The sequence below is a fragment of the Salmonella sp. SJTUF14076 genome, from assembly GCF_015534835.1.
Classification (GTDB): Bacteria; Pseudomonadota; Gammaproteobacteria; order Enterobacterales; family Enterobacteriaceae; genus Salmonella; species Salmonella enterica.
This window is the reverse complement of record NZ_CP064674.1, coordinates 3481578-3508566: the sequence shown is the minus strand read 5'-3', so window position 1 is coordinate 3508566 and position 26989 is coordinate 3481578. Positions and strand designations below refer to the sequence as shown.

23 protein-coding genes are annotated in these 26989 nt (G+C 54.1%); 16 read left to right on the top strand and 7 right to left on the bottom strand.

What is annotated here, in order from left to right; translation table 11 throughout:
* The first annotated feature begins 244 nt into the window (after positions 1-244).
* Entirely contained in the window at positions 245-922 is a 678-nt protein-coding gene (locus HU143_RS17105) for an AroM family protein (protein ID WP_001276437.1), read from the top strand.
* Positions 923-992: 70 nt separating this feature from the next.
* Positions 993-1277, top strand: coding sequence for a pyrimidine/purine nucleoside phosphorylase (ppnP, locus tag HU143_RS17100; RefSeq protein WP_000941953.1), 285 nt, complete (start codon positions 993-995; stop codon positions 1275-1277).
* 37 nt (positions 1278-1314) lie between these two features.
* On the opposite strand, the gene rdgC is transcribed toward ppnP, so the two are convergent.
* Complete coding sequence (gene rdgC / locus HU143_RS17095) at positions 1315-2226, bottom strand: recombination-associated protein RdgC (protein WP_000964305.1); 912 nt, start codon at positions 2224-2226, stop codon at positions 1315-1317.
* A gap of 125 nt (positions 2227-2351) precedes the next feature.
* Between rdgC and mak the strand changes: the two genes are divergently transcribed.
* On the top strand, positions 2352-3260 hold the full coding sequence (mak, locus tag HU143_RS17090) for a fructokinase (RefSeq protein ID WP_001219270.1): 909 nt from the start codon (positions 2352-2354) through the stop codon (positions 3258-3260).
* 19 nt (positions 3261-3279) lie between these two features.
* Here mak and araJ read toward each other — a convergent pair whose 3' ends face one another.
* The 3 genes from araJ to sbcD form a co-directional block, all read right to left on the bottom strand.
* The gene (gene araJ / locus HU143_RS17085; protein WP_000755625.1) at positions 3280-4452 is read right to left on the bottom strand and encodes an MFS transporter AraJ; all 1173 of its coding nucleotides are present in this window, start codon (positions 4450-4452) and stop codon (positions 3280-3282) included.
* Positions 4453-4624: 172 nt separating this feature from the next.
* Complete coding sequence (gene sbcC / locus HU143_RS17080; RefSeq protein ID WP_023227292.1) at positions 4625-7765, bottom strand: exonuclease subunit SbcC; 3141 nt, start codon at positions 7763-7765, stop codon at positions 4625-4627.
* A complete protein-coding gene (gene sbcD / locus HU143_RS17075; protein ID WP_001221260.1) occupies positions 7762-8964 on the bottom strand; it encodes an exonuclease subunit SbcD in 1203 nt (400 codons plus the stop codon). Before sbcD ends, sbcC begins: the two co-directional genes overlap by 4 nt.
* Positions 8965-9178: 214 nt before the next feature.
* Between sbcD and phoB the strand changes: the two genes are divergently transcribed.
* The 5 genes from phoB (at position 9179) to malZ (ending at position 16385) form a co-directional block, all read left to right on the top strand.
* Entirely contained in the window at positions 9179-9868 is a 690-nt protein-coding gene (phoB, locus tag HU143_RS17070; protein ID WP_000113921.1) for a phosphate response regulator transcription factor PhoB, read from the top strand.
* A 69-nt stretch (positions 9869-9937) separates the two neighbouring features.
* The gene (gene phoR, locus HU143_RS17065; RefSeq protein ID WP_000893645.1) at positions 9938-11233 is read left to right on the top strand and encodes a phosphate regulon sensor histidine kinase PhoR; all 1296 of its coding nucleotides are present in this window, start codon (positions 9938-9940) and stop codon (positions 11231-11233) included.
* Positions 11234-11641: 408 nt separating this feature from the next.
* On the top strand, positions 11642-12961 hold the full coding sequence (gene brnQ / locus HU143_RS17060) for a branched-chain amino acid transporter carrier protein BrnQ (RefSeq protein ID WP_000149625.1): 1320 nt from the start codon (positions 11642-11644) through the stop codon (positions 12959-12961).
* 74 nt (positions 12962-13035) lie between these two features.
* Positions 13036-14406, top strand: coding sequence for a proline-specific permease ProY (gene proY, locus HU143_RS17055; protein WP_023227291.1), 1371 nt, complete (start codon positions 13036-13038; stop codon positions 14404-14406).
* A 161-nt stretch (positions 14407-14567) separates the two neighbouring features.
* On the top strand, positions 14568-16385 hold the full coding sequence (gene malZ / locus HU143_RS17050) for a maltodextrin glucosidase (protein ID WP_023227290.1): 1818 nt from the start codon (positions 14568-14570) through the stop codon (positions 16383-16385).
* A 28-nt stretch (positions 16386-16413) separates the two neighbouring features.
* On the opposite strand, the gene HU143_RS17045 is transcribed toward malZ, so the two are convergent.
* From HU143_RS17045 to acpH, 3 genes are all read right to left on the bottom strand, one after another.
* Positions 16414-17669, bottom strand: a protein-coding gene (locus tag HU143_RS17045; RefSeq protein WP_185191060.1) for an IS3-like element ISSen1 family transposase whose coding sequence is annotated in 2 segments (ribosomal slippage) — positions 16414-17318 and positions 17318-17669 — 1257 coding nt in all. Because the reading frame shifts where the segments join, the coding sequence is not laid out codon by codon here.
* 102 nt (positions 17670-17771) lie between these two features.
* Positions 17772-18374 (bottom strand): peroxiredoxin, encoded by a 603-nt coding sequence (locus HU143_RS17040; protein ID WP_000244731.1) that lies wholly within the window; start codon positions 18372-18374, stop codon positions 17772-17774.
* A 209-nt stretch (positions 18375-18583) separates the two neighbouring features.
* Entirely contained in the window at positions 18584-19165 is a 582-nt protein-coding gene (gene acpH / locus HU143_RS17035; RefSeq protein WP_001009858.1) for an ACP phosphodiesterase, read from the bottom strand.
* A gap of 93 nt (positions 19166-19258) precedes the next feature.
* Here acpH and queA point away from each other — a divergent pair, with 93 nt between their 5' ends.
* From queA to yajD, 8 genes are all read left to right on the top strand, one after another.
* Positions 19259-20323: a tRNA preQ1(34) S-adenosylmethionine ribosyltransferase-isomerase QueA gene (gene queA / locus HU143_RS17030; protein ID WP_023227324.1), complete on the top strand. Its 1065-nt coding sequence runs from the start codon at positions 19259-19261 to the stop codon at positions 20321-20323.
* A 196-nt stretch (positions 20324-20519) separates the two neighbouring features.
* The gene (gene tgt / locus HU143_RS17025) at positions 20520-21647 is read left to right on the top strand and encodes a tRNA guanosine(34) transglycosylase Tgt (protein ID WP_000667305.1); all 1128 of its coding nucleotides are present in this window, start codon (positions 20520-20522) and stop codon (positions 21645-21647) included.
* Positions 21648-21669: 22 nt separating this feature from the next.
* Positions 21670-22002 carry a preprotein translocase subunit YajC gene (gene yajC / locus HU143_RS17020; protein WP_000007628.1) on the top strand — a complete coding sequence of 111 codons (333 nt, stop codon included), beginning with the start codon at positions 21670-21672 and terminating at the stop codon, positions 22000-22002.
* A 27-nt stretch (positions 22003-22029) separates the two neighbouring features.
* A complete protein-coding gene (gene secD / locus HU143_RS17015; RefSeq protein ID WP_000934808.1) occupies positions 22030-23877 on the top strand; it encodes a protein translocase subunit SecD in 1848 nt (615 codons plus the stop codon).
* Positions 23878-23887: 10 nt separating this feature from the next.
* A complete protein-coding gene (secF, locus tag HU143_RS17010; protein WP_000046629.1) occupies positions 23888-24859 on the top strand; it encodes a protein translocase subunit SecF in 972 nt (323 codons plus the stop codon).
* Between the two features lie 147 nt (positions 24860-25006).
* Positions 25007-25372 carry a VOC family protein gene (locus HU143_RS17005; RefSeq protein ID WP_000793035.1) on the top strand — a complete coding sequence of 122 codons (366 nt, stop codon included), beginning with the start codon at positions 25007-25009 and terminating at the stop codon, positions 25370-25372.
* A gap of 25 nt (positions 25373-25397) precedes the next feature.
* Positions 25398-26090 (top strand): helix-turn-helix transcriptional regulator, encoded by a 693-nt coding sequence (locus tag HU143_RS17000; protein ID WP_000198318.1) that lies wholly within the window; start codon positions 25398-25400, stop codon positions 26088-26090.
* Positions 26091-26259: 169 nt separating this feature from the next.
* The gene (gene yajD, locus HU143_RS16995; protein WP_000974818.1) at positions 26260-26607 is read left to right on the top strand and encodes an HNH nuclease YajD; all 348 of its coding nucleotides are present in this window, start codon (positions 26260-26262) and stop codon (positions 26605-26607) included.
* Positions 26608-26989 lie beyond the last annotated feature (382 nt).

Here is a 26989-nt window from a genome sequence, read left to right as displayed (position 1 = left end):
GAACCACTCGGAAGGGATTCCGGGTACCCCTAAATTGTATCTCCATCACATTCTTGAAACATTTATACTGGCAACTAAAACCGTAAATTAAGCGATAACAATACAATATTGGAGTTATTTGGAATCTTTACACAATACGTTGCTCATCTGCTGCTACGCTTTCTGAGATTTGTAGGGCAGGTAGCGCGGTGAGCGTGTGAATATTTGCCCGGGAATTACGACGAAGTAATAAGGTGGAATAAAAATGAGTGCGTCGTTGGCAATCCTCACAATCGGCGTTGTGCCAATGAGCGAAGTGTTACCGCTTCTGACGGAATACATCGACGAACAACACATCACCCATCATAGCCTGCTGGGAAAAATGAGCCGGGAAGACGTTATGGCGGATTACGCTGTAGAGCCTGGCGACGATCCGCTTTTGACGTTGCTGAATGATAACCAGATAGCCCATGTTTCCCGCCAGAAGGTGGAGCGAGATTTACAGAGCGTTGTCGAGGTGCTGGATAACCAGGGTTATGATGTCATTATTCTGATGAGCACCGCGGCGATTAAAAGTATGGCTGCCCGTAATTCTATTTTGCTTGAACCGCTGCGTATTATTCCACCGCTTGTCGCCTCTATTGTGGATGGGCACCAGGTGGGCGTGATTGTGCCTGTTGCAGAACTTCTGGCGGCCCAGGAGAAAAAATGGCAGGTATTGCAAATGCCGCCGGTGTATTCGCTGGCGAATCCGGTTCACGGTTCTGAGCAACAGTTAATTGATGCCGGACAGGCGCTACTGGATCAAGGCGCGGACGTCATTATGCTGGATTGTCTGGGTTTTCATCAGCGTCATCGGGATATTTTACAGCAGGCGCTGGATGTGCCGGTTTTACTCTCTAATGTTTTGATTGCGCGGTTAGCTTCAGAACTGCTTGTCTAATTTTACGTGACAGGCCGAACGTCAGGACTCTATATTGGGTGTTAATTTAATAATGAGACGGGGCCTGATTATGCTACAAAGCAATGAATACTTTTCCGGGAAAGTGAAGTCTATTGGATTTACCAGCAGTAGCACCGGCCGGGCCAGCGTTGGTGTGATGGCGGAAGGGGAGTATACCTTTGGCACCGCCGAACCCGAAGAGATGACGGTTGTGAGCGGCGCGTTGAAGGTACTGTTGCCGGGAACTGTCGAATGGAAAGTGTATACAGCCGGTGAAGTGTTTAACGTGCCTGGCCACAGCGAGTTTCATCTCCAGGTTGCTGAGCCCACCTCGTATCTGTGCCGCTATTTGTAACGGTGAGTCCCCTCTCCGGCGGAGAGGGCCCCTCTGGTTAGCGCTGCGCTTCGCCGCCTAATCCTTCCACCAGGCTTTGAATCAGCGCCGCCAGCTCGCCGGTCATCAGGATAAAGTCCGCGTCAAAACGTTGGGCAAAATCTTCCCGGTCGATATCTTCGTTCTGATCGCGCAGCTCATCGCAGAATTTCAGGCGCTTAATGGAGCCGTCGTCGCACATGACGAATTGAATACGCTGCTGCCAGTCGAGCGCCAGCTTCGTGACCACTTTACCCGCTTCAATATGAACGGCGATCTCGTCGCTGACCAGATCCTGCTTTTTCGCGCGGATCACGCCGCCATCTTCCAGCATCGCTTTCAATTCGGCTTCGTCCAGCAACTGGAAGCCCTGAGCGACCGTACCGGAGCGCACCCACTCTGTGAGCGTCAGCTCAATCGGATTTTCCAGCGCCAGCGGGACGACTGGCAGCGAGCCAAGACTTTTACGCAGTAGCGCCAAAGTATCTTCCGCTTTTTTCGCGCTGGCGCAGTCAACCATAATCAGGCCGTTAACGGTATCAATCCACATCATTGTCTGACTGAAGCGGCTAAACGCGCGCGGCAGCAACGAATGCAACACTTCATCCTTCAGGGAATCTTTTTCCGTCTTCTTCAGCTTGCGTCCCTGATCGGCTTCCAGTTTCTGGATTTTCGCCTCCAGTGCCTGTTTGATCACTGGCGATGGCAGGATTTTCTCTTCTTTGCGCGCGCAAATAATAATTTGGCCATTGGCGGTGTGCGTTAACGCATCGCTGTGAGAGCCCATCGGCGGAACCCAGCCCATTTTGGCCATATCCTGGCTACCGCATGGGGTAAACGTCATTGAGGCGAGCTGTTTCTCCATCTCTTCGGCGCGTAATGTGATATCGCGGCTAAGACGGTAAACCATTAAATTTTTGAACCACAGCATGATAATTTCCACGGCCTTGTCGTTAAATCCAGGCGGTATAGTAACGAATTGTCGGCAGGCTTGCATTGCCAATCAGAACGGTGAATTCTACCCTGTTGATATTCCCAAAAAATGAGGAGCGGTATGTGCGTATTGGTATCGATTTAGGCGGCACAAAAACGGAAGTCATTGCGCTTGATGATGCAGGAGAGCAGCGGTTTCGCCATCGTCTGCCTACGCCGCGGGAGGATTATCAGCAAACGATAGAAACCATCGCTACGCTGGTCGACATGGCGGAACAGGCGACCGGCCAGACCGGTAGCGTTGGCATTGGCATTCCCGGTTCTCTCTCGCCTTACACCGGCGTGGTAAAAAACGCTAACTCTACGTGGCTTAACGGCCAGCCGTTCGATAGCGATGTGAGCCGTCGTCTGAAGCGTGAAGTGCGGTTAGCCAACGATGCCAATTGCCTGGCGGTATCAGAGGCGGTGGATGGCGCGGCGGCGGGGGCGCAAACGGTGTTTGCGGTGATTATCGGTACCGGGTGCGGCGCGGGCGTAGCGCTAAATGGCCGGGCGCACATCGGCGGCAACGGTACGGCAGGCGAATGGGGCCACAATCCGTTGCCGTGGATGGATGACGATGAGTTGCGTTACCGCGAAGAAATTCCCTGTTATTGCGGTAAACAAGGCTGTATCGAAACCTTTATTTCCGGTACGGGATTTGCCACGGATTACCAGCGTTTGAGCGGTAAAGCGCTAAAAGGCGATGAGATTATTCGTCTGGTCGACGCGCAGGACGCCGTGGCGGAACTGGCGTTAAGCCGTTATGAGCTGCGGCTGGCGAAAGCATTATCTCATGTCGTGAATATTCTGGATCCGGATGTCATTGTGCTGGGCGGCGGTATGAGCAATGTTGAGCGCCTGTACAAGACGGTTCCGTCGCTGATGAAATCGTTTGTTTTTGGCGGCGAGTGCGAGACGCCGGTACGTAAGGCGCGGCATGGCGATTCAAGCGGCGTGCGCGGCGCGGCCTGGCTGTGGCCGCTGGCGTAACGTTTCTAGCCGGATGGCGTCATCCGGCAACCGGCGTGACCGATGGCTGCTTGTGTTTTAGACGTCCGTATACCAGCAACGACGACATGGCGGAAAACGAGAGCAGGGCGGCGGGAAGCGCCACGTAGTGGTACGCAAAACCTAGCGTCAGCATCAGCCCGCCGCACCAGGCGCCAATCGCGCTACCGAGATTAAACGCGATTTGTCCTCCCGCCGCGCCCAGCAGTTCGCCGCCTTTGGCGTTTTGCAGCAGCAGGATTTGCAGCGGCGCAGAGAGCGCAAACAGACCAGCGCAGCAGATAAACGCGAAAGTCAGCGATGCCGTTTTGTATCCGCTGAAGAAAAAGAGCGCCATGAGAGAGAGCACGATAACGAGGTCAGTCACTACCGCGATGCGCAGCGGCGTATATCTGCCGGAGAGTTTGCCGCTTAACAGATTGCCTAACACCATCCCCAGCCCGACCAGCATCATAATAAACGTCATGCTCGTCTCCGAAAAACCGGAGATGTACATCATAAATGGCTTGATATAGCTGAACCAGGCAAAAACGCCCGCATTGCCGAACATCGTGGCGGCGAAAATGAGCCACGGCGCGGGGCTACGCAAGAAGTGAAACTGTTCGCGCAGGCTGCCTTGGGCTTTGTCACGGATATCCGGCACCCAGAAGAAAATTGCGGTGAGCACGGCGATGTTGAAAACCGCGATCAATAAAAAGGTGTAGCGCCAGCTAAATTCCTGGCTCAGGTAAGTGCCGAACGGAATGCCCACCAGATTCGCCACCGTCATCCCTGAAACCATACCCGCGACGGCGGCGGTGACTTTCCCGGGGCGGATAATCTTTGACAGGACAATGGCGCCGACGCCAAAAAAGGCGCCGTGCGGAAAGCCGGAAACCAGTCTGCCGACGGCGAGCATCAGATATGACGAGGAAAAGGTAAATATGGCATTGCCCATCACGCACAGCGTGACCAGAAACAGCAGTATATGTTTAAGCGAAAAGCGGCTGGAAAAGAGCGCCATAACGGGCGCGCCCAGCACGACGCCGAAGGCGTAAAACGAGATCATATGCCCGGCGGCGGGAATCGTTATTCCGACATCGCGTGCCAGCTCCGTCAGCACGCCCATAATGCCAAACTCGGCCATCCCCAGGCCGAACGTACCCAGTGCCAAAGAAAAAATAACTTTTTTCATACCACCTGCCGAAAATGAAGACGCATGTCGCGCGCTGCGGCTATGAATTGTCACAGCCAATCAACGTATAGCTTGCGGATAAGCGCGAGGTAATACCATTCCTTATTCGTCTTTGTGTATTCATTATTATGCTATGTCATGACGGTATGCTGTGTGCAGGATGACACTCGCGTTACTCCACAGCAAACGCTTTGTCCAGTTTGCTATAACCAAGCCCATTGATTTTTTTCACTTTTATCTGCACGGGGATACGTTCTTTCATGGCTTCCACGTGGCTAATCACACCGATGGTCTTCCCGCTGGCATTCAGCGCGTCGAGCGCATCCAGCGCGGCGTCCAGCGTTTCGCTATCAAGCGTGCCGAAGCCTTCGTCGAGGAACAAAGAATCAATGCGCGTTTTATGGCTGACCAAATCTGATAACGCCAGCGCCAGCGCCAGGCTGACCAGGAAACTTTCGCCGCCTGATAACGTTCGCGTATCGCGCACGGCGTCGGCCTGCCAGGTATCGACAACCTCCAGTTCCAGCGCGTCGCTGGCTTTGCGCTGCAATAAATAGCGGCCATGCAGGCGGGTGAGCTGATGATTCGCCAGCCAGACCAGATTATCCAGCGTCAGTCCCTGGGCGAATTTGCGGAACTTATCACCTTCTTTAGAGCCGATCAGCGCATTGAGATAGCCCCAGTCTTCCACTTGCTGAGAGGCTTGCTTCATTTCCGCCATCAGCGCGCGTTGGCGCTGCCGATTATCTGCATCCTGTTTAATTTGCTGGCGGATTTCCCCCTGGCGTGTCGTGTTTTCACGCAGTTGTTGCGCCAACTGCGCCAGCCGCTGCGCGAGCTGCTCCGCCGTACACGTTGGGTCCAGACCGGCGGGCGGCTGTTGCTGGTGGTCAGCCAGCGCCTGCGAGGACTGCGCGCTTAACGCCTTCGCTTGTTGTAGCTGACTTTCCAGCGTTTGTTGTTGTTTTTCCAGACGGGTCACGGTCTCTTCATCCAGCAACGCCGCCAGGAACGTTGCCTGGCTGTCAAACGGGCTATTTTTTAACGCCGCATCAAAGTGCGCTATCGCCTCGGCGGCGCGCTGCTGCTCCTGCGTCGTTTGTTCCTGCAGGGTTTGCAACTGGCTTTGTAATGACACGCACTCATCATGCGCCTGCCGCCAGTTATCCAGCGGCACGTCGTCGTCGGAATCCGCGGTATCCGTTTGCGGTAGCGTCTCCAGCAACGGGGCAAGCCTGTCGATCTGCGTTTGCAAATCCGCGAACTCGGTCTGACGCTGTTGCCATATTTTCGCTTCGTCGGCGCGCTCATTCAGCCACGAAGCCTCGTCTTCTGGCGCAGGAAGGGAAAGCGTATACTGCGCCAAATCAGTCGTCAGCGACGCCTGACGCTGCGCAATCTGCGCGGTAAAGCGCGCTACCTGTTCAGTATGCGCCGCGATTTGCGTTTGTAGAGCATGACGCTGGCTGAGCTGATCCAACTGTTGCTCATGCTCTTCCGCGGCGGTCAGCCAGCCCGCTAGGTCTTCTTGTGGCTGGAGCTGAACGCCCAGCGTAGCGCACAGCGTTTGCCATTCCTCAGTAAGCGCTTGCTCCTCCTGCAACAACGACTGCGCCTCGCTTTCATCCCGCTGTAATTGTTGCGTTAAGGCATCTAACTGTCCTCGCAGCGCCGCGCCTTCTTCCGCCAGCGTTTTGACCTCTTTTTCCAGCGCGTCGCGGCGGGTTTGATTCGCGCTCAGTTCCAGCGCCTGATAGGCGGCGATGGCGGGGTGCGTCGTCGAGCCGCAAAGCGGACACGGCTGGCCGGACTGTAAGTGCGCCCGCTGGCTTTCCAGATCTTTGATGCGCGCCTCCTGCTCGCAAATAGTGCGAACGTCCGCAAGCTCCTGCGCTTTAGTCTTATAACTCAGGCGCTTATCCGCCAGACGTTGGGTGTATTGCGCCTGCTCCTGATGATGACGCGCGATAGCTGCCTGTAGCTGCGCCTGACGCTTTTGTTTCGGGAGAATTTGCCCCTGAAGCGCGGCGAGACGATGGCGTAGCGGACGCTGTCGGGTATGCAATGCCCTGGCTTCCGCCAGCGCCTGTGGCGTGAGGTCGAGCGTGAGCGGCGGTAGCGCATCACGCTGACGCGTATCGCTCAGCAACTGCTGTTGCCATTGGCTCAGTTGCGCCCGGTCGTGGGATTGTTGTGTTAATAATGCTCGCCACCCCGCCAGTTCGCTGCGCCAGACGCGGATGCTGTCGTGTTCCGCCAGCCATGTCTTCAACCGCTGCCCTGTGGCGTTCAGTTGTGTGAATTGTCGATGCGCGCAGGCGCGGATACGCTGGCGCAGGCGATACGCGCTTTGTAAGCGAGCATTCACTTCATCACTGTGCTGGCGAACACGCTCAACGGCGCGGGTTTGTTCCTGAATGCGCTCCCAATGCGGACGCAACTGGCGAGCAGGTTGCGCCAGAGTCAGCGCCGCGAGCTGCGGCTGCGCTTTTTCTCGCGCCTCTTGCGCTGCGTACAGCGCCTGCTGCCGGGCGTGTAATTCAGTGTGGAGCTCGTTTTTTCGGGTCAGCCAGTGAAGGTGCTGCTGCTGTACCTGCTGGTCGGCCAGCAGGCGTTTCTCTTCGTCAGTAAGCGCCTGCAAACTAGCTTCCAGTTGCTGTAACTGTTCGTCCGCCAATAGGGCGACGCCGCTGGCCTGCGCTTGTAACTTTTCCAGTTCGAGACGGGCTGATTTATGTTTTTCAAATACCTGTGCGGAGATCTGCCCGTAAATCTCAGTGCCGGTGAGCTCCTCCAGAAGCTCTGCGCGCTCTTTCGCTTTGGCGTTAAGAAAGGCGGCGAACTGCCCCTGTGATAACAACATCGAACGGGTGAAGCGCCCGTAGTCCAGCCCGGTCAACGTGGCGATCATCTCCAGTTTATCCTTTACCTTATCGGCAAAGATCTTTCCGTCTGAACACCGCGCCAGCTCCACGCGTGGGGCCTGGAGATTGCCGTCAGGCTGATTTCGGGCTCGGTTCTGGCTCCAGAACGCGCGCCAGGCTTCGCCTTTTACCTCGAACTCCACTTCGGCCAGACATTCCGCCGTATCGCGCGTCATCAAATCGTTTTGTGACTGCGATACCGTATTCAGGCGCGGCGTTTCGTGGTACAGCGCCAGGCAGATGGCGTCAAGTAAGGTGGTTTTTCCCGCGCCGGTCGGGCCGGTAATAGCGAATAACCCGTTACTGGCAAACGGTTCGGCGGTAAAATCGACCTTCCATTCTCCTTTCAGCGAGTTCAGGTTTTTCAGACGCAAACTGAGAATTTTCATGCCTCATGCTCCTCATTCAACGCGTAGAGCGTGCTGGAAAAGAGCTGATTCAGGCGCTCGCGCTGCGGGGTATCTAACGCTTCCAGCGCCAGACGCCGCGCAAAAACCTCTTCCACGCTAAGCTCGCTTAATGTTTCCCGCCGCTCGTTCGCCAGCGAGCGCTCGCGCTGTTCGCGGCTACGGCGCACCAGTAATACCTCTACGGGGAGTGACTCCGTTAATGTCTGTATTCTGCGTTGGATATCGTGCAGATAGTCATCGGTTGTGATTTCAATATCCAGCCAGACGGGGGGCGATTGCTCAACGCCGCGCCACTGCTCAAGCTGTTCGGTAATTGATGCCAGGTCGCCTTTTAAAACCGCCAACGGTTGAGTCACGGGGACAGCCAGACTTTCGGTGCTTTGCCATTTCCCCTGGTCGAAGGTCACCAGATGCACGCATTTGCTTTTGCCGCACTCATCAAAGCTGAGGGCGATGGGCGAGCCGCAATAGCGGATATGCTCCGTGCCGCCGACACATTGCGCGCGGTGAATGTGTCCTAATGCGATATAATCTGCGGGGGGGAAATGCTGCGCCGGAAAGGCATCCAGCGTACCGATATAAATGTCGCGAACCGCATCGCTTTTGCTGGCGCCGACGGTGGTTAAATGTCCCGTCGCGATAACCGGCAGCTTTCGTTCGCCGCGTAGCTGGCACGCTTCCTGATACTGCTGTTGATAATAATCGGCAATCGCATGAAGAAGTTGCTGCTGTTTCTCGCTGCCGGATAACCCCGCCTGACTGGTAATAATGTCGCGCGGGCGCAAAAAGGGAATGGGGCACAGTACGGCGCCCGGAGAACCGTCGCGACGATGAAGTAGCCGCGGCGCATAGCCCGCGCTGGCGATCACGGTTGTATTGAGAAACGCCAGAATGTCGCGCGACTCGTTTAGCGTGGCGACGGAATCATGATTACCGGCCAGCACCACCAGATGACAGCCCGTTTGCTGTAAATTAACGACGAAACGGTTATAAAGTTCTCGGGCATAGCTTGGCGGCGAACCGGTATCAAAAATATCGCCAGCGACAATAATGGCATCCACCTGATGGGCCTGCGCGGTCTCCAGCAGCCAGTCCAGAAAAGCCTGATGCTCCGCGGCGCGGCTTTTACTGTAGAAGTTTTGTCCCAGATGCCAGTCAGAGGTGTGGAGGATGCGCATAATTGTTCCATGCAAAAAAAGCGTGAACGGGATTATACACGTCATCCCCTCCATTTTTGGGCGCAATTTACCGCCGGTACACGGTAATGCACGGTTTCACCGGTGTCATAAATCATCAACATGCTGTCAATGCCGCCTTTTTTTTTCATAAATCTGTCATAAATCTGACGCATAATGGCGCGGCATTGATAACTAACGACTAACAGGGCAAATTATGGCGAGACGTATTCTGGTCGTAGAAGATGAGGCGCCGATCCGTGAAATGGTGTGCTTCGTGCTCGAACAAAATGGCTTTCAGCCCGTAGAAGCCGAAGATTATGACAGTGCGGTGAATAAACTTAATGAACCCTGGCCGGATCTCATCCTTCTTGACTGGATGTTGCCCGGCGGGTCAGGGTTACAGTTTATTAAACATCTCAAACGTGAGGCCATGACCCGGGATATTCCTGTGGTTATGCTGACCGCGAGAGGTGAGGAAGAAGATCGTGTGCGCGGGCTGGAAACCGGCGCTGACGATTACATTACCAAGCCGTTTTCCCCCAAGGAGTTGGTGGCGCGCATTAAAGCCGTTATGCGGCGTATCTCGCCGATGGCGGTCGAAGAGGTGATCGAGATGCAGGGACTGAGCCTTGATCCTGGCTCTCACCGCGTGATGACCGGCGACAGCCCGCTGGATATGGGGCCGACCGAATTTAAATTACTCCATTTCTTTATGACGCACCCGGAACGGGTTTACAGCCGCGAACAGCTGCTCAATCATGTCTGGGGCACCAATGTGTACGTTGAAGACCGGACGGTCGACGTGCATATTCGCCGTTTGCGTAAGGCGCTGGAGCACAGCGGCCACGACCGGATGGTGCAAACGGTACGCGGGACAGGGTATCGTTTTTCGACCCGCTTTTAATGCCTTTTCCGCCAGTTGATCACAGGTTTCTGGCGGAGAAGGCTTTCCATTCTTGAGGGAGTATGACGCGTGCTGGAACGGCTGTCATGGAAAAGGCTGGTGCTGGAGCTGGTGCTCTGTTGCATCCCCGCGCTTATCCTTAGCGCTTTTTTTGGTTATCTGCCGTGGTTTTTACTGGCGGCGGTGACGGGACTGCTTGTCTGGCATTTCTGGAATTTATTACGCCTCTCCTGGTGGCTTTGGGTCGACAGAAGTATGACGCCGCCGCCGGGACGGGGAAGTTGGGAACCGCTGTTATACGGTTTACACCAGATGCAGTTGCGAAATAAGAAGCGTCGCCGCGAGCTGGGGAACCTGATTAAACGTTTTCGCAGCGGCGCGGAGTCGCTGCCTGATGCCGTGGTACTGACCACAGAAGAAGGCGGCATTTTTTGGTGTAACGGTTTGGCGCAACAGATACTGGGGCTACGCTGGCCGGATGACAACGGGCAGAATATTCTCAATCTACTGCGTTATCCGGAGTTTACCCAGTATTTAAAAACGCGTGATTTCACCCGTCCGCTTCATTTGGTGCTCAATACCGGGCGGCATCTGGAGATCCGCGTCATGCCTTATACCGATAAACAACTCCTGATGGTGGCGCGCGATGTGACGCAAATGCATCAGCTTGAAGGCGCCAGACGTAACTTTTTCGCCAACGTTAGCCATGAGTTGCGTACGCCATTGACGGTATTGCAAGGCTATCTGGAAATGATGCAGGAACAGGCGCTGGAGGGGGCGACGCGAGAGAAAGCGCTGCATACGATGCGCGAGCAAACGTATCGTATGGAAGGGCTGGTAAAACAACTGCTTACGCTGTCTAAAATTGAGGCGGCCCCGGCGCTGTTATTAAATGAAAAAGTGGATGTACCGATGATGCTGCGGGTCGTGGAGCGCGAAGCGCAGACGCTCAGCCAGCAGAAACATACCTTTACGTTTGAGGTCGACGATAGTCTTAGCGTTCTGGGCAATGAAGAGCAGCTACGTAGTGCGATCTCAAACCTGGTGTATAACGCGGTAAACCATACGCCGGCGGGAACGCATATTACGGTGAGCTGGCGACGTGTCGCGCATGGCGCTGAGTTTTGCATTCAAGATAACGGTCCGGGTATTGCTGCCGAGCATATTCCTCGTCTGACCGAACGCTTCTACCGCGTCGATAAAGCGCGTTCGCGGCAAACGGGCGGCAGCGGCCTGGGATTGGCGATTGTGAAACATGCGTTGAATCACCATGAAAGCCGCCTTGAAATCGACAGTTCGCCTGGCAAAGGAACGCGATTTAGCTTTGTGCTGCCGGAACGTTTAATTGCCAAAAATAGCGATTAATTGCCTTTCGTAAGTATAACTTTCCATAAGCCAGCGGATGCTGGCTTATTTTCTTTGCAGTTAAGACGGGCTCGTTGAAACATTCAACGTTTGGTGATTTTTTGTTCGCATGATTAGCCATAACTTTTTCATGAGAATGGTGTTTTATTCTGGTTGTAAATTTCATATCGCTATATTCATCTGGTTTTTAGATCCCACCTTGCTTTAAAACGTTATAAGCGTTTAAATTGCGCTTCAGGTGCTGTCATTACGACTGCATTTGCGCGGTAAATCGAAAAACAATTCTTCGCCGCATCGGTCCGGGAGCTTTTCCCGCTGAAATTGATAAAAAACGCCGCTTTATAATCCTCCGGGAAAGGCAAAAATTTTAATGTTTACAACATCACCATCCACAGGCAGTAAGACTTTATGACCCATCAGTTAAAATCGCGCGATATCATCGCCCTGGGCTTTATGACATTTGCGCTGTTCGTTGGCGCAGGCAATATTATCTTTCCTCCTATGGTCGGTTTGCAGGCGGGTGAACACGTCTGGACAGCCGCTATTGGCTTTCTGATTACCGCCGTAGGGCTACCGGTTCTTACTGTTGTAGCGCTGGCGAAAGTCGGCGGCGGCGTAGACAGCCTCAGTACGCCGATTGGTAAAGTGGCGGGACTCCTGCTGGCGACCGTTTGCTATCTGGCCGTCGGGCCGTTATTTGCGACGCCGCGTACCGCGACGGTGTCGTTTGAGGTCGGTATCGCTCCGTTGACCGGCGATTCTGCAATGCCGTTGCTGATTTACAGCGTGGTCTATTTCGCTATCGTTATTCTGGTTTCCCTCTATCCGGGTAAACTGCTGGATACGGTGGGGAATTTCCTGGCGCCGTTGAAAATTATTGCGCTGGTCATCCTTTCCGTCGCGGCTATCGTTTGGCCTGCCGGTCCAATCAGCAACGCCCTGGACGCTTATCAGAATGCGGCCTTTTCTAACGGGTTTGTGAACGGCTATCTGACGATGGATACGCTGGGCGCGATGGTGTTTGGTATCGTTATTGTGAACGCGGCGCGTTCTCGCGGCGTGACCGAAGCGCGCCTGTTGACGCGTTACACGGTCTGGGCCGGCCTGATGGCGGGCGTGGGGCTGACGCTGCTTTACCTTGCCTTGTTCCGCTTAGGTTCTGATAGCGCGACGCTGGTCGATCAGTCAGCGAACGGCGCGGCGATTCTTCATGCCTACGTTCAGCATACCTTTGGCGGCGCGGGAAGCTTCCTGCTGGCGGCGCTGATCTTTATCGCGTGTCTGGTGACGGCGGTGGGGCTGACCTGCGCCTGCGCTGAGTTTTTCGCGCAGTATATTCCGCTGTCTTACCGCACGCTGGTCTTTATTCTCGGCGGCTTCTCTATGGTGGTGTCAAACCTTGGACTGAGCCATCTGATTCAAATCTCCATTCCGGTGCTGACGGCTATCTATCCGCCGTGTATCGCACTGGTTGTATTAAGTTTTACCCGCTCATGGTGGCATAATTCCACCCGTATCATCGCGCCGGCCATGTTTATCAGTCTGCTTTTTGGTATCCTTGACGGCATCAAAGCATCTGCCTTTGGCGATATGCTGCCAGCCTGGAGTCAGCGTTTGCCGCTGGCGGAACAGGGACTGGCGTGGTTGATGCCAACGGTGGTGATGGTGATCCTGGCGATTATCTGGGATCGCGCGGCGGGTCGGCAGGTGACCTCCAGCGCTCACTAAAATCGCTGACATATGTGTACACCACGGGGCTTAACGCCCCGTGGTTTTTTATTGTGTTGATAGGTCAGAAATTGATGGAAAGCAATAATAAGCTAAAGCGTGGGCTGAGCACCCGGCACATTCGCTTTATGGCATTAGGTTCGGCAATCGGCACCGGCCTGTTTTACGGCTCGGCGGACGCCATCAAAATGGCGGGGCCGAGCGTGCTGTTGGCCTATATTATTGGCGGGGTCGCGGCATATATCATTATGCGCGCATTGGGGGAAATGTCCGTTCACAACCCTGCCGCCAGCTCATTTTCGCGCTATGCGCAGGAAAACCTCGGCCCGCTTGCGGGCTATATTACCGGCTGGACCTACTGTTTTGAGATCCTGATCGTCGCCATTGCCGACGTGACCGCGTTCGGCATTTACATGGGAGTCTGGTTCCCCGCCGTGCCGCACTGGATTTGGGTACTTAGCGTGGTGCTGATCATTTGCGCCATCAACCTGATGAGCGTCAAGGTGTTCGGCGAGCTGGAGTTTTGGTTCTCCTTCTTCAAAGTCGCCACCATTATTATCATGATTGTCGCGGGTATCGGCATCATTGTGTGGGGAATTGGCAACGGCGGGCAGCCGACCGGCATTCATAACCTGTGGAGCAACGGCGGCTTCTTCAGCAATGGCTGGCTGGGAATGATCATGTCGCTGCAAATGGTGATGTTCGCTTACGGCGGGATTGAGATTATCGGTATCACCGCCGGGGAAGCGAAAGACCCGGAGAAATCCATTCCGCGCGCCATTAACTCAGTACCGATGCGTATCCTGGTATTTTATGTCGGTACGCTGTTCGTCATTATGTCTATCTATCCGTGGAATCAGGTCGGCACAAACGGCAGCCCATTTGTGCTGACGTTCCAGCATATGGGGATTACCTTTGCCGCCAGCATTCTGAACTTTGTGGTATTGACCGCCTCGCTTTCCGCTATCAACTCCGATGTGTTTGGCGTAGGCCGTATGCTGCATGGTATGGCGGAGCAGGGGAGCGCGCCGAAAGTCTTTGCCAAAACGTCACGCCGTGGTATTCCGTGGGTCACTGTACTGGTGATGACGATTGCGCTGCTGTTTGCGGTTTACCTGAACTACATCATGCCGGAAAACGTCTTCCTGGTGATTGCTTCGCTGGCGACGTTTGCGACGGTATGGGTATGGATTATGATCCTGCTGTCGCAAATCGCCTTCCGTCGTCGTTTACCGCCGGAAGAGGTAAAAGCGCTGAAATTTAAGGTGCCGGGCGGTGTCGTAACGACGATAGCGGGTCTGATTTTCCTGGTGTTCATTATTGCGCTTATCGGCTACCATCCGGATACCCGCATCTCACTGTATGTGGGCTTCGCCTGGATAGTTCTGCTGTTGATTGGCTGGACATTTAAACGCCGTCGCGACCGTCAATTGGCGCAGGCGTAGTCGTTTTTCTCTGCCTTATCCGGTCTGCAGGCAACGGTAGACCGGATAAGCGGAGCCGCTTCTCCTCCTGGAGCCTCCTCCCCTAATAAACCCCTGGATGATGAGTTATCCTTTAAATCTCTGTGGCAAGGTGGCCCCATTTTCAGTAGAGGGGATACGAGATGTTGAATGCCTGGCACTTACCGGTTGCCCCATTTGTGAAGCAACATAACGATAAATTAACCATTACGCTGTGGCTGAGCGGAGAAAATCCGCCGTCTCGCGTGACGTTGCGCTCAGAATTCGATAATGAAGAAATCTCACTGGCGATGCGCAAACAGCGCCGCCAGCCGCAGCCGGGCGTGACGGCGTGGCGAGCGACGCTCAATATCGCGTTAGGGCAACCCCGTCGCCGTTACAGCTTTAAATTGCTTTGGCACGACCGCCAGCTTTGGTTTACGCCGCAGGGATTTAACCGCTTCCCACCGGCGCGTCTGGAACAATTTGCCGTTGATGTGCCGGATAGCGGACCGCAGTGGGTCGCCGATCAAATTTTTTATCAGATCTTCCCGGATCGTTTTGCCCGCAGCGCGACGCGTGAAGCCGATCAGGACCGGGTGTATTACCATCATGCCGCAGGTCAGGAGATTGTGCTGCGCGACTGGGACGATCCTTTAACCCCCCAGGCGGGCGGTTCCACCTTTTACGGCGGCTGTCTGAATGGCATTTGTGAGAAGCTGCCGTATCTGAAAAAACTGGGCGTCACAGCGCTATATCTGAATCCGGTATTTACCGCGCCGAGCGTCCATAAGTACGACACGGAAGATTATCGTCATGTCGATCCGCAATTTGGCGGCGATCGGGCGCTGCTACGCCTGCGGCGTGAAACCCAGGCGCAGGGCATGAGGCTGGTGCTGGATGGCGTGTTTAATCATAGCGGCGACTCGCATGCGTGGTTTGACAGGCATAACCGCAGCACTGGCGGCGCGTGCCATCACCCGGACTCGCCGTGGCGCGACTGGTACTCCTTTTCACCACAAGGCGTGGCGCTGGACTGGCTGGGTTATCCGAGCCTGCCGAAACTCGATTATCAATCAGAAACGCTGGTGGATGAGATCTATCGCGGTGAGGACAGTATCGTTCGTCACTGGCTAAAGGCACCGTGGAATATGGACGGCTGGCGGCTGGATGTCGTACATATGCTGGGCGAGGCGGGCGGGGCGCGCCACAATTTGCAGCACGTCGCCGGTATTACCCGGGCGGCAAAAGAGGCGCAGCCCGAAGCCTATATTGTGGGGGAACATTTCGGCGATGCGCGGCAGTGGCTACAGGCCGATGCGGAAGATGCCGCCATGAATTATCGCGGCTTCACCTTCCCGCTATGGGGATTTCTCGCCAATACTGATATCGCTTACGAACCACAGCATATTGATGCCCGGACCTGTATCGCGTGGATGGATAACTACCGCGCCGGGCTGTCACATCAGCAACAACTGCGCATGTTTAATCAACTCGACAGCCATGATACTGCGCGCTTTAAAACCCTGCTGGGTAAAGACGCGGCGCGCCTGCCGCTGGCGGTGGTCTGGCTGTTTACCTGGCCCGGCGTGCCATGTATTTATTACGGCGATGAAGTCGGCGTGGACGGCGCAAATGACCCCATGTGCCGCAAACCGTTCCCGTGGGATGAACGCAAGCAGGACGGCAACTTGCTGGCGCTGTACCAGCGTATGGCGAAACTGCGCCAGCGCAGTCTGGCGCTGCGTCGTGGCGGATGCCAGGCGCTGTATGCCGAAGGTGACGTAGTGGTATTCGTGCGAGTTTATCAGCAGCAGCGGGCGCTGGTGGCGATTAACCGGGGCGAGGCCTGTGAGGTGGCGCTGGAAGCGTTGCCGTTGCTGAACGTGGCCGGATGGCAATGTAAAACGGGAAGCGGTGACATCCGCGAGGGAAGACTTAGTTTACCCGCGATTTCCGCGACGGTATGGATGAATCGTTGAGGCGAGGTGGTTCATAATACCTCACTGACTAGTCCTGATATAGGTTGACAGTTTTTTGTCTGTAAAACGCCTGATGAACATCATCGGGCGTTTTGTATTTCAGGGCCAGGTGTGGCCGTTCATGGTTATAAATTGCCACGGACTCTTTTACTATTTCCCGCGCTTGCTCCAGGTCTGCAGGACGCGAGAGTAAAAACTCATTTTTCAGTATCCCGTTTATTCTCTCAGCCAGCGCATTCTGGTAGCAGTCGTAACCATCGGCCATTGAACAGGTTATTCCGTTTCGCTCATGAACTGACTGATAAAGTACCGAACAGTATTGCAGTCCTCTGTCAGAGTGATGTACCAGCGGACCTGTCGTTTTTCTCCGCCTCAGAGCCTGCCTGAACGCCTTTACCACATTTTCTGTCTGCAGGTTTTCCCCGACATGGTAACCCACGATTTTTCTGGAGCAGGCATCGGTGACCAGACTCAGACAGGCCGTGCCGCTGCGTAGTGGAAGGTAAGTAATATCGGCGACCCAGACCTGCTCTGGCTCAAGGGCGGTAACCTGTTCAGGGCCGGGTTTCAGCAGATTAGGATGCCGGTAAAAGCGATGATGGCTGTTGGTGGTTTTGTGATATGCCCGTTTCACGGGTACCAGGAGCCGGTATTCACCCAGCAGATTAAACAGACGGTCCCGTCCGATATTCAGCGTTTTATCGGCCTGCATGTTCAGCAGATAGTGCAGTTTACGCGTACCGATTCGCGGCTGGCGGCACCGGGTACGGGCAACAAAATCAAGAACCTGAGCATGATGCTCCTGCCGTTTATTACATCTTGTATTGTACTGGTACCACGCCTGTCTGCTGTGCCCCAGGAACTGACATGCACGCGTAACTGTTATTTTGGGGGCCTGACTTTGCGTGAGGACTTGCCGGGCCGCTTTTTTACAACACTTACCCCGTAATCATTTTTCAGGACGTTGATAACGGACTCAAAAAACTCAGCTTTCTGGTTTGCCAGCTCAAGCTGTTCTTCAAGTTCCCTGATTCTTTGCTCGGGTGTCAGCGGGATAGTTGTCTGAGCCACAGGCAGTTTCCTCTTCACCAGGTCAGGAAGTCCGGGTCTCCAGTCAAGCCGGCCATATTTACGCAGCCAGACAAGTACGGTGGAGCGCCCCTGAATGCCATATCGCTGCTGGGCCTGTTTATAGGTCATCTCGCCTTTTTCGACCTGCTCAACGACGGCTATTTTAAAGGATAGAGGATAATCGCGTTGGGTGCGTTTGAACTCAGTCATCATCACGTTCTCCGGATTTAAGTCTGGAACGTGTCAACGCTATTCAGGACGGGTCACACGCATAAAAAAGGCTCGCATTCGCGAGCCTTTTATCAATGCACTGACTTACAGGCTGGAAATGTTCTCAGCCAGGTATTTAGCCACGCCGTCCGGAGAGGCGTTCATGCCTTCTTTGCCTTTTTCCCACTGCGCCGGGCAGACATCACCGTGCTCTTCGTGGAACTGCAGCGCGTCGACCATACGCAGCATTTCGTCGATGTTACGACCCAGCGGCAGATCGTTTACGACCTGGTGGCGAACAATACCGTTAGCGTCAATCAGGAAAGAGCCGCGCAGCGCAACGCCTTCGTCCGGGTGTTCGATACCGTAAGCTTTCTGAATTTCACGCTTCACGTCGGCGACCATTGCGTATTTCACCGGGCCAATGCCGCCTTTATCGACAGGGGTGTTACGCCATGCGTTGTGAACGAACTCAGAGTCGAAAGAAACGCCGACCACTTCAACGCCGCGCTTCTGGAATTCTTCATAACGTTTATCAAAGGCGATCAGCTCAGACGGGCAAACAAAAGTGAAGTCCATCGGCCAGAAGAACAGAACGGTCGTTTTACCATTGGTGTGCTGTTTGAAGTTGAATTTATCAACAATCTCACCGCTACCCAGTACCGCCGCAGCGGTGAAATCCGGGGCCTGACGAGTAACCAGTACCATAATAATTCTCCTGCAATATTAAGGGTTTTAGAACGCAACGCGGGCAGTATAGGGAGGGCGAAGCGACAAAACAATGCGGTCTTGACAATCAATGAGACAGCTTTTGCCTATCGATCGGGTCATTATAAATCGTAATGATGACCCTTTTATGACAGCGAACGATCTTTCTGCCAACGGCGGATCTGACGCACGCCCTCGCTATCAGGCCGTCACAGCGCTTTGCGGGCGGCCTGTGCCATCATACGCGGATAAAAATGCCAGAAGCGCTCTTCTAACGCGTCGTAGTGCGCGTCCAGATCGTACCAGGAATCACGCAAGGCATCCAGCCGGGGACGGCGATTCGCCATGCCATTCAGCACGTTTTGAATGAAATCCATATCGCGATACCGCTCTAACCATTTTTCTGACCAAAGATAATCATTCAGGTTGACAAAGCGCGGCGGGGAGTCGGGCAGAATCGTCGCGACCTGCGCATGGGCGTAGCCGACAAACGCCTGAAGTGGAAAATCAGGGGAGATTTGCGTCCAGTGGCGCGATAAAAAATGATCCCACATGACGTCCAGCGTAATGGGCGCCACGCGCCGAGTTTCATGGCGGAACCACTCTCGCGCCTCACGAACTTCCGGCAGGTTGTCGGTCATGACGTCAATACGCCGATGCATATAAATACCCTCTACCACGTCAGGAGGATAATGCGTTGCCGGGTTACCGCGGACAAAATCGGCCAGAAGATTACCGGAAAGCGAGCTGTCGGCAAGGTGCGCCAGATGCAGGTGAGCAAGAAAATTCATTATTGATTCTCTGTCCAAAAAGCGGGTAACGGTTGCAGCGGGAACGCCCCGGCACTAGACTACCCGCCTCTTATTTTAGTCTGAGTCAGAGTCATGCGCGTTACCGATTTTTCCTTTGAACTACCCGAATCCCTGATTGCCCACTACCCACAGCCGGAACGCAGTCGCTGCCGTTTGCTGTCATTAGAGGGGCCGACGGGCGCGCTGACGCACGGTACTTTCACCGATCTGCTCGATAAGCTCAACCCTGGCGATTTGCTGGTCTTCAATAATACCCGCGTGATCCCGGCGCGGCTCTTTGGCCGTAAAGCCAGCGGCGGCAAGATAGAAGTGCTGGTCGAACGTATGCTCGATGATAAACGCATCCTGGCGCATATTCGCGCTTCTAAAGCGCCAAAACCGGGCACGGAACTGCTACTGGGCGACGACGAAAGTATCCACGCGACCATGACCGCGCGTCACGGCGCTCTGTTTGAAGTTGAGTTTAATGACCCGCGTCCGGTGCTGGATATTCTCAACGCCATCGGCCATATGCCGTTGCCGCCGTACATCGACCGTCCGGACGAGGACGCCGATCGCGAACTGTACCAGACGGTCTACAGTGAAAAACCGGGCGCCGTCGCCGCGCCGACCGCCGGGCTGCACTTTGACGAGCCGCTGCTGGCGGCGCTTCGTGAGAAAGGTGTCGAAATGGCGTTTGTTACGCTACACGTCGGCGCGGGCACTTTCCAGCCGGTGCGTGTCGATACCATTGAAGATCACATCATGCACTCCGAATATGCTGAGGTGCCGCAAGAGGTGGTCGACGCGGTGCTGGCGGCGAAAGCGCGCGGCAACCGCGTGATTGCGGTCGGCACCACCTCGGTACGCTCACTGGAAAGCGCGGCGCAGGTGGCAAAAAGCGATTTGATAGAGCCGTTCTTCGGCGATACGCAAATATTTATTTATCCAGGTTATCAATACAAAGTGATTGATGCGCTGATCACCAACTTCCATCTGCCGGAATCGACGTTGATTATGCTGGTTTCCGCATTTGCCGGTTATCAACACACCATGAATGCCTATAAGACTGCGGTAGAACAAAAATATCGCTTTTTTAGCTACGGGGACGCGATGTTTATCACGTACAATCCGCAGGCTATTTCTGAGCGTCCGTAAGAAGGCTATCTCACTTGCCATTTTGACGCCGGGCAGTGCTCGCCATCCTCACGTACTGCGTGTACGCTCCGGTGGTTGTGCGCTGGTCGACCCCAAACTGGCTGCGCCGATGACGCCTTCGGGAATTTATTAGCTATGGAATCATTCCGTAGCGAGTCGTTAAACGTCGGACTGTTTTTCTGACGCAGGAGTGATAATGAAATTTGAGTTAGATACCACCGATGGTCGCGCGCGTCGCGGTCGTCTGGTGTTTGATCGTGGCGTAGTGGAAACGCCTGCTTTTATGCCTGTGGGTACTTACGGTACGGTAAAAGGCATGACGCCGGAAGAAGTGGAAGCGACCGGCGCGCAGATTATTCTCGGCAACACTTTCCACCTGTGGCTGCGCCCGGGTCAGGAAATCATGAAGCTGCATGGCGATCTGCACGATTTTATGCAGTGGAAAGGGCCGATTCTCACCGATTCCGGCGGCTTCCAGGTCTTCAGCCTCGGCGATATTCGTAAGATTACCGAGCAAGGCGTGCACTTCCGTAACCCGATCAACGGCGATCCGATTTTCCTCGATCCGGAAAAGTCGATGGAGATCCAGTACGATCTCGGTTCCGATATCGTGATGATCTTTGATGAATGTACGCCGTACCCGGCAGACTGGGACTATGCTAAACGCTCGATGGAGATGTCGTTGCGTTGGGCGAAGCGTAGCCGCGACCGTTTTGATAGCCTTGGCAATAAGAATGCGCTTTTTGGCATCATTCAGGGCAGCGTTTACGAAGATTTACGCGATATCTCGGTGAAAGGTCTGGTAGAGATTGGCTTTGATGGCTACGCTGTCGGCGGTTTGGCTGTCGGTGAGCCGAAAGCAGATATGCACCGCATTCTGGAGCACGTTTGCCCGCAGATCCCGGCTGACAAACCGCGTTACCTGATGGGCGTGGGTAAACCGGAAGATCTGGTGGAAGGGGTGCGTCGCGGTATTGATATGTTTGACTGTGTCATGCCAACGCGAAATGCCCGTAATGGTCATCTGTTTGTGACCGACGGCGTGGTGAAGATTCGTAATGCAAAGCATAAAAGCGACACCAGCCCGCTTGACGCCGAGTGCGATTGCTACACCTGTCGCAATTATTCACGCGCTTACTTGCATCATCTCGACCGTTGCAACGAAATATTAGGTGCGCGTCTCAATACCATTCATAACTTGCGTTACTACCAGCGTTTGATGGCGGGTTTACGCAAGGCTATTGAAGAGGGTAAATTAGAGAGCTTCGTAACCGAGTTTTACCAACGTCAGGGGCGACCCGTTCCACCTTTGAACGTTGATTAATTTTAATAATGAGGGAATTTGAATGAGCTTTTTTATTTCTGATGCGGTAGCGGCAACAGGTGCTCCAGCGCAGGGCAGCCCGATGTCTCTGATTTTAATGCTGGTGGTGTTTGGTCTGATTTTCTATTTCATGATCCTGCGCCCGCAGCAGAAGCGCACCAAAGAGCACAAAAAGCTGATGGACTCCATTGCGAAAGGTGATGAAGTTCTGACGAATGGCGGTCTGGTCGGTCGAGTGACCAAAGTAGCGGAAGCCGGCTACATTGCCATCGCGCTGAATGACACCACGGAAGTGGTTATCAAACGTGACTTCGTAGCTGCCGTTCTGCCGAAAGGCACCATGAAGGCGCTGTAATATTTCGTTTTCCCAAAGGGAACTGCCGTGTTAAACCGTTATCCTTTGTGGAAGTACATCATGCTGGTCGTCGTGATTATCGTCGGCCTGCTTTACGCACTTCCCAACCTGTATGGTGAGGATCCGGCTGTTCAAATCACTGGCGTGCGCGGCGTCGCCGCCAGTGAGCAAACGCTGATCCAGGTCCAGAAAACGTTACAAGAAGAAAAAATTCCCGCTAAGTCTGTGGCACTGGAAGAGGGCGCTATTCTTGCGCGCTTCGACACCACCGATACCCAGCTACGCGCCCGTGAAGCGCTGATGAGCGTGCTGGGGGATAAATATGTCGTGGCGCTTAACCTTGCGCCGGCTACGCCGCGCTGGTTGGCGGCTATTCACGCCGATCCGATGAAGCTCGGTCTTGATCTGCGCGGCGGCGTTCACTTCCTGATGGAAGTGGATATGGATACCGCGTTAGGTAAACTCCAGGAACAAAATATCGATAGCCTGCGCAGCGATCTGCGTGAAAAAGGCATTCCTTATACCACCGTTCGTAAAGAAAATAATTATGGGCTGAGCATCACGTTCCGTGACAGTAAAGCGCGTGATGAGGCGATCGCCTATCTGACGCCGCGTCATCGTGACCTGGTGATTTCCAGCCAGGGCGGTAATCAACTTCGCGCGGTAATGACCGATGCGCGCCTGAGCGAAGCGCGCGAATACGCCGTTCAGCAGAACATTAATATTCTGCGTAACCGTGTTAACCAACTGGGCGTCGCGGAACCTGTCGTACAGCGTCAGGGCGCAGACCGTATTGTGGTTGAGCTGCCGGGTATCCAGGATACCGCTCGCGCGAAAGAAATTCTCGGCGCGACCGCGACGCTGGAATTCCGTCTGGTGAATACCAACGTTGACCAGGCCGCTGCTGCTGCCGGGCGCGTACCGGGTGATTCCGAAGTGAAACAGACCCGCGAAGGCCAGCCGGTGGTATTGTACAAACGCGTGATCCTCACGGGCGACCATATCACCGACTCGACGTCCAGCCAGGATGAATATAACCAACCGCAGGTTAACATCTCGCTGGATAGCGCAGGTGGCAATATCATGTCTAACTTCACTAAGGACAATATCGGCAAACCGATGGCGACCCTGTTTGTGGAGTATAAAGACAGCGGTAAGAAAGACGCTAACGGTCGCGCCGTACTGGTGAAACAGGAAGAGGTGATTAACATTGCCAACATCCAGTCTCGGCTGGGTAACAGCTTCCGTATTACCGGTATCAGCAACCCGAACGAAGCGCGTCAGCTCTCGTTGTTGCTGCGTGCGGGCGCCCTGATTGCGCCGATTCAGATCGTTGAAGAGCGCACCATTGGCCCGACTCTGGGTATGCAGAACATCAAGCAGGGCCTGGAAGCCTGTCTGGCCGGTCTGGTGGTCTCCATCCTGTTCATGATCTTCTTCTATAAGAAGTTTGGTCTGATTGCGACCAGCGCGTTAGTGGCTAACCTGGTGTTGATTGTCGGTATCATGTCGCTGTTGCCGGGGGCAACGCTCAGTATGCCGGGGATTGCGGGTATCGTGTTAACCCTTGCGGTGGCGGTCGACGCCAACGTTCTGATTAACGAACGTATCAAAGAAGAGTTGAGTAATGGCCGCACGGTACAGCAGGCGATAAACGAAGGCTATGCCGGCGCGTTCAGTTCCATCTTCGATGCGAACATCACGACGCTGATTAAAGTCATCATTCTGTATGCCGTTGGTACCGGGGCAATTAAAGGGTTCGCGATTACGACCGGTATCGGTGTGGCGACGTCGATGTTTACCGCGATTATCGGTACGCGTGCTATCGTAAACCTGCTATATGGCGGCAAGCGCGTCACTAAGCTGTCAATCTGAGGAGTGCGATGTGGCACAGGAATACACTGTTGAACAACTAAACCACGGCCGTAAAGTCTATGACTTTATGCGCTGGGACTTCTGGGCATTCGGCATCTCCGGGCTGTTGCTGATCGCGGCCATTGTCATTATGGGCGTACGCGGGTTTAACTGGGGGCTGGATTTCACCGGTGGCACGGTAATTGAAATCACGCTGGAAAAACCGGCTGAAATGGACGTGATGCGCGAAGCGCTGCAAAAAGCGGGCTATGAAGAGCCGCAGTTGCAGAACTTTGGCAGCAGTCACGACATTATGGTGCGTATGCCGCCAACCGAAGGTGAAACCGGCGGTCAGGTACTGGGTAGCAAAGTGGTGACGATCATTAATGAAGCCACCAACCAGAACGCGGCCGTGAAGCGTATTGAATTCGTGGGGCCAAGCGTGGGCGCCGATCTGGCGCAAACCGGCGCTATGGCGCTGCTGGTGGCGTTGATCTCTATCCTCGTTTATGTCGGTTTCCGCTTTGAGTGGCGACTGGCGGCAGGGGTGGTCATCGCGCTGGCGCACGACGTGATCATTACGCTGGGGATACTGTCGCTTTTCCATATCGAGATTGACCTGACCATTGTGGCATCGTTGATGTCGGTGATCGGTTACTCGCTGAACGACAGTATCGTGGTCTCCGACCGTATTCGTGAAAACTTCCGCAAAATCCGTCGCGGGACGCCTTACGAAATCTTTAACGTGTCGCTGACCCAGACGCTACACCGTACGTTGATTACCTCCGGTACGACGTTAGTGGTAATTCTGATGCTGTACCTCTTCGGCGGTCCGGTACTGGAAGGCTTCTCGCTGACGATGCTGATCGGTGTCTCTATTGGTACGGCATCTTCTATCTATGTCGCATCGGCGCTGGCGCTGAAACTCGGTATGAAGCGCGAGCATATGCTGCAGCAGAAAGTCGAAAAAGAAGGGGCGGATCAGCCGTCCATTCTGCCGTAAACACGTATTTAAGTGTTATCTGAATCCCGGTCATGCGATCGGGATTTTTTTATTTATGTACCATGACGATAAACATTACTGACAGTATGCTGTCAGGAGCCCTGTCATACACTCCTCATGAATTTACCCACACTCGCAGGAGGATGTATGAAAAACTTGATTAACTGGTTTGAAATTCCAGTTACTGATATGGCGCGTGCAATCGCCTTTTATGAGCAAGTGATGCAGATATCGTTACGTCGGGAAACCATGGATGGGGCGGACCTGGCCGTATTCCCGTATGCTGAACCCGGACCCGGCGGAGCGCTGATAAAGCAGGATGATGTCGCTCCAGTTGCGCAGGGAGTCGTTATTTATCTGCATACCGCCGATTTGTTAGCCTCGATTGAACGTGTCGTCCTTGCCGGTGGCAAGTGTGTTCTGGAACCCATGGTTCCCGGAGATGACATTGGAACCATCGCGTTGTTTATTGACAGCGAAGGTAACCGAATAGGTTTACATCAACCTGCGTGATATTTGCTAAATGTAGAGAGTCAATATGACCAGACGCGCTGACCGTTTGTTTCAGATCGTGCAAATTTTGCGGGGTAGACGACTGACGACGGCAGCGCTGTTGGCACAGCGGCTTGCGGTTTCTGAACGGACGATTTATCGCGATATTCGCGATCTGTCGTTATCCGGCGTGCCTGTCGAAGGTGAAGCGGGGAGCGGATACCGTTTAATGGCGGGTTTTGATCTGCCGCCCTTGATGCTTACCCATCGTGAATCGGAAGCACTGATGGTGGCTATACGGTTATTGAAAACCTGGGGCGGCGATTCGCTATCGCGCGAGCTTGAATCCGCCCAGGAAAAAGTGTTGGCTATTTTACCAGAAGAGAGCCGTCGTAAAGCGGAGCAGACACGGATTTACGCTCCGGATTTGGGTACATCTCCACATTCGCGCAGCGCGTTTGATCTTATCCATCAGGCCGTTTCGGCGCAGCAGGTGTTGGCGCTACATTATCGTGATGAAGCGGGGCATCTCTCTTCGCGGGATATACAACCGCTGGGATTGTTTTTCTGGGGAGAGCACTGGCTACTGGTTGCCTGGTGTGAGAGACGGGAAGACTATCGGTGTTTTCGCCTCGATCGCTGTTTACAAATTACTCCGCTTAACCGGCGATTTCGTGAAACAATCGACCGTTCTTTGCGTGATTTTTTGCGTAAAGTCGAGCACGAAAAAATGCCGTAAGATGTGATAGCGATACCTCCAACGCTTGTAAAACGGGTTGATTGGTCATCAGTTTGCCTGAAATAGCCTTTCTTACCTGGATATATAAGTTGCACAGAATCATTGCTAAAAGCCCGGCTTCGCGGGAAACTGCGCATAACCCTTTGTATTATTCAGGTACCTGTTGATTATGGCTATCATCCCCAAAAACTATGCGCGCCTGGAAAGCGGCTATCGTGAAAAAGCGCTGAAGCTGTTTCCGTGGGTATGCGGACGTTGTTCCCGTGAGTTTGTGTATTCAAATCTGCGTGAGCTGACGGTGCATCATATCGATCATGACCACACCAATAATCCGGAAGACGGCAGCAACTGGGAGCTATTGTGCCTCTACTGCCACGATCACGAGCATTCCAAATATACCGAAGCCGATCAGTACGGTTCGACGGTCATTGCTGGGGAAGATGCGCAAAAAGATGTCGGCGAGGCGACTTATAACCCGTTTGCCGATCTGAAAGCGATGATGAACAAAAAGAAATAAGCAGACTGCTGACAAAGCTGTTGGTGCTGTTGAATGTTAGGTTACGCTTCGCTCCACCCAACGGAATCCGCAATATAAATGAATTATTGGTTTTCGTAGGTCGGATGCAATCCGACATTTTTTCAGCCCCGGAGTTTGTCGTCAGCCCCCAAACATCCTGTAACGCATACATTGTCACTGGAATCCCGATCGCAAGGTTGGGATTTTTTTGTTTTTAAGTCCTGCCGATACTGGCGAGCAGAGTAGAATCAGCGGTAAGCCGGGGCAACCCGGTGAGGCGCAATGTTGCGGGGGCTTGATCCCCGGTGGCCTTGTCGCTGGAAAGAGAAAACCCCCGCACATTGTTCGGTATTCACCGGCAACATTACGGGGGCTAACTTGA

Excerpts from the sequence above, each read along its gene's own strand:
- phoB (WP_000113921.1), top strand. The coding sequence starts at position 9,179 with ATGGCGAGACGTATTCTGGTCGTAGAAGATGAGGCGCCGATCCGTGAA.
- queA (WP_023227324.1), top strand. The coding sequence starts at position 19,259 with ATGCGCGTTACCGATTTTTCCTTTGAACTACCCGAATCCCTGATTGCC.
- sbcC (WP_023227292.1), bottom strand. The coding sequence starts at position 7,765 with ATGAAAATTCTCAGTTTGCGTCTGAAAAACCTGAACTCGCTGAAAGGA.
- proY (WP_023227291.1), top strand. The coding sequence starts at position 13,036 with ATGGAAAGCAATAATAAGCTAAAGCGTGGGCTGAGCACCCGGCACATT.
- HU143_RS17000 (WP_000198318.1), top strand. The coding sequence starts at position 25,398 with ATGACCAGACGCGCTGACCGTTTGTTTCAGATCGTGCAAATTTTGCGG.
- araJ (WP_000755625.1), bottom strand. The coding sequence starts at position 4,452 with ATGAAAAAAGTTATTTTTTCTTTGGCACTGGGTACGTTCGGCCTGGGG.
- yajD (WP_000974818.1), top strand. The coding sequence starts at position 26,260 with ATGGCTATCATCCCCAAAAACTATGCGCGCCTGGAAAGCGGCTATCGT.
- malZ (WP_023227290.1), top strand. The coding sequence starts at position 14,568 with ATGTTGAATGCCTGGCACTTACCGGTTGCCCCATTTGTGAAGCAACAT.
- tgt (WP_000667305.1), top strand. The coding sequence starts at position 20,520 with ATGAAATTTGAGTTAGATACCACCGATGGTCGCGCGCGTCGCGGTCGT.
- HU143_RS17040 (WP_000244731.1), bottom strand. The coding sequence starts at position 18,374 with ATGGTACTGGTTACTCGTCAGGCCCCGGATTTCACCGCTGCGGCGGTA.
- HU143_RS17005 (WP_000793035.1), top strand. The coding sequence starts at position 25,007 with ATGAAAAACTTGATTAACTGGTTTGAAATTCCAGTTACTGATATGGCG.
- rdgC (WP_000964305.1), bottom strand. The coding sequence starts at position 2,226 with ATGCTGTGGTTCAAAAATTTAATGGTTTACCGTCTTAGCCGCGATATC.
- yajC (WP_000007628.1), top strand. The coding sequence starts at position 21,670 with ATGAGCTTTTTTATTTCTGATGCGGTAGCGGCAACAGGTGCTCCAGCG.
- sbcD (WP_001221260.1), bottom strand. The coding sequence starts at position 8,964 with ATGCGCATCCTCCACACCTCTGACTGGCATCTGGGACAAAACTTCTAC.
- ppnP (WP_000941953.1), top strand. The coding sequence starts at position 993 with ATGCTACAAAGCAATGAATACTTTTCCGGGAAAGTGAAGTCTATTGGA.
- HU143_RS17105 (WP_001276437.1), top strand. The coding sequence starts at position 245 with ATGAGTGCGTCGTTGGCAATCCTCACAATCGGCGTTGTGCCAATGAGC.
- acpH (WP_001009858.1), bottom strand. The coding sequence starts at position 19,165 with ATGAATTTTCTTGCTCACCTGCATCTGGCGCACCTTGCCGACAGCTCG.
- brnQ (WP_000149625.1), top strand. The coding sequence starts at position 11,642 with ATGACCCATCAGTTAAAATCGCGCGATATCATCGCCCTGGGCTTTATG.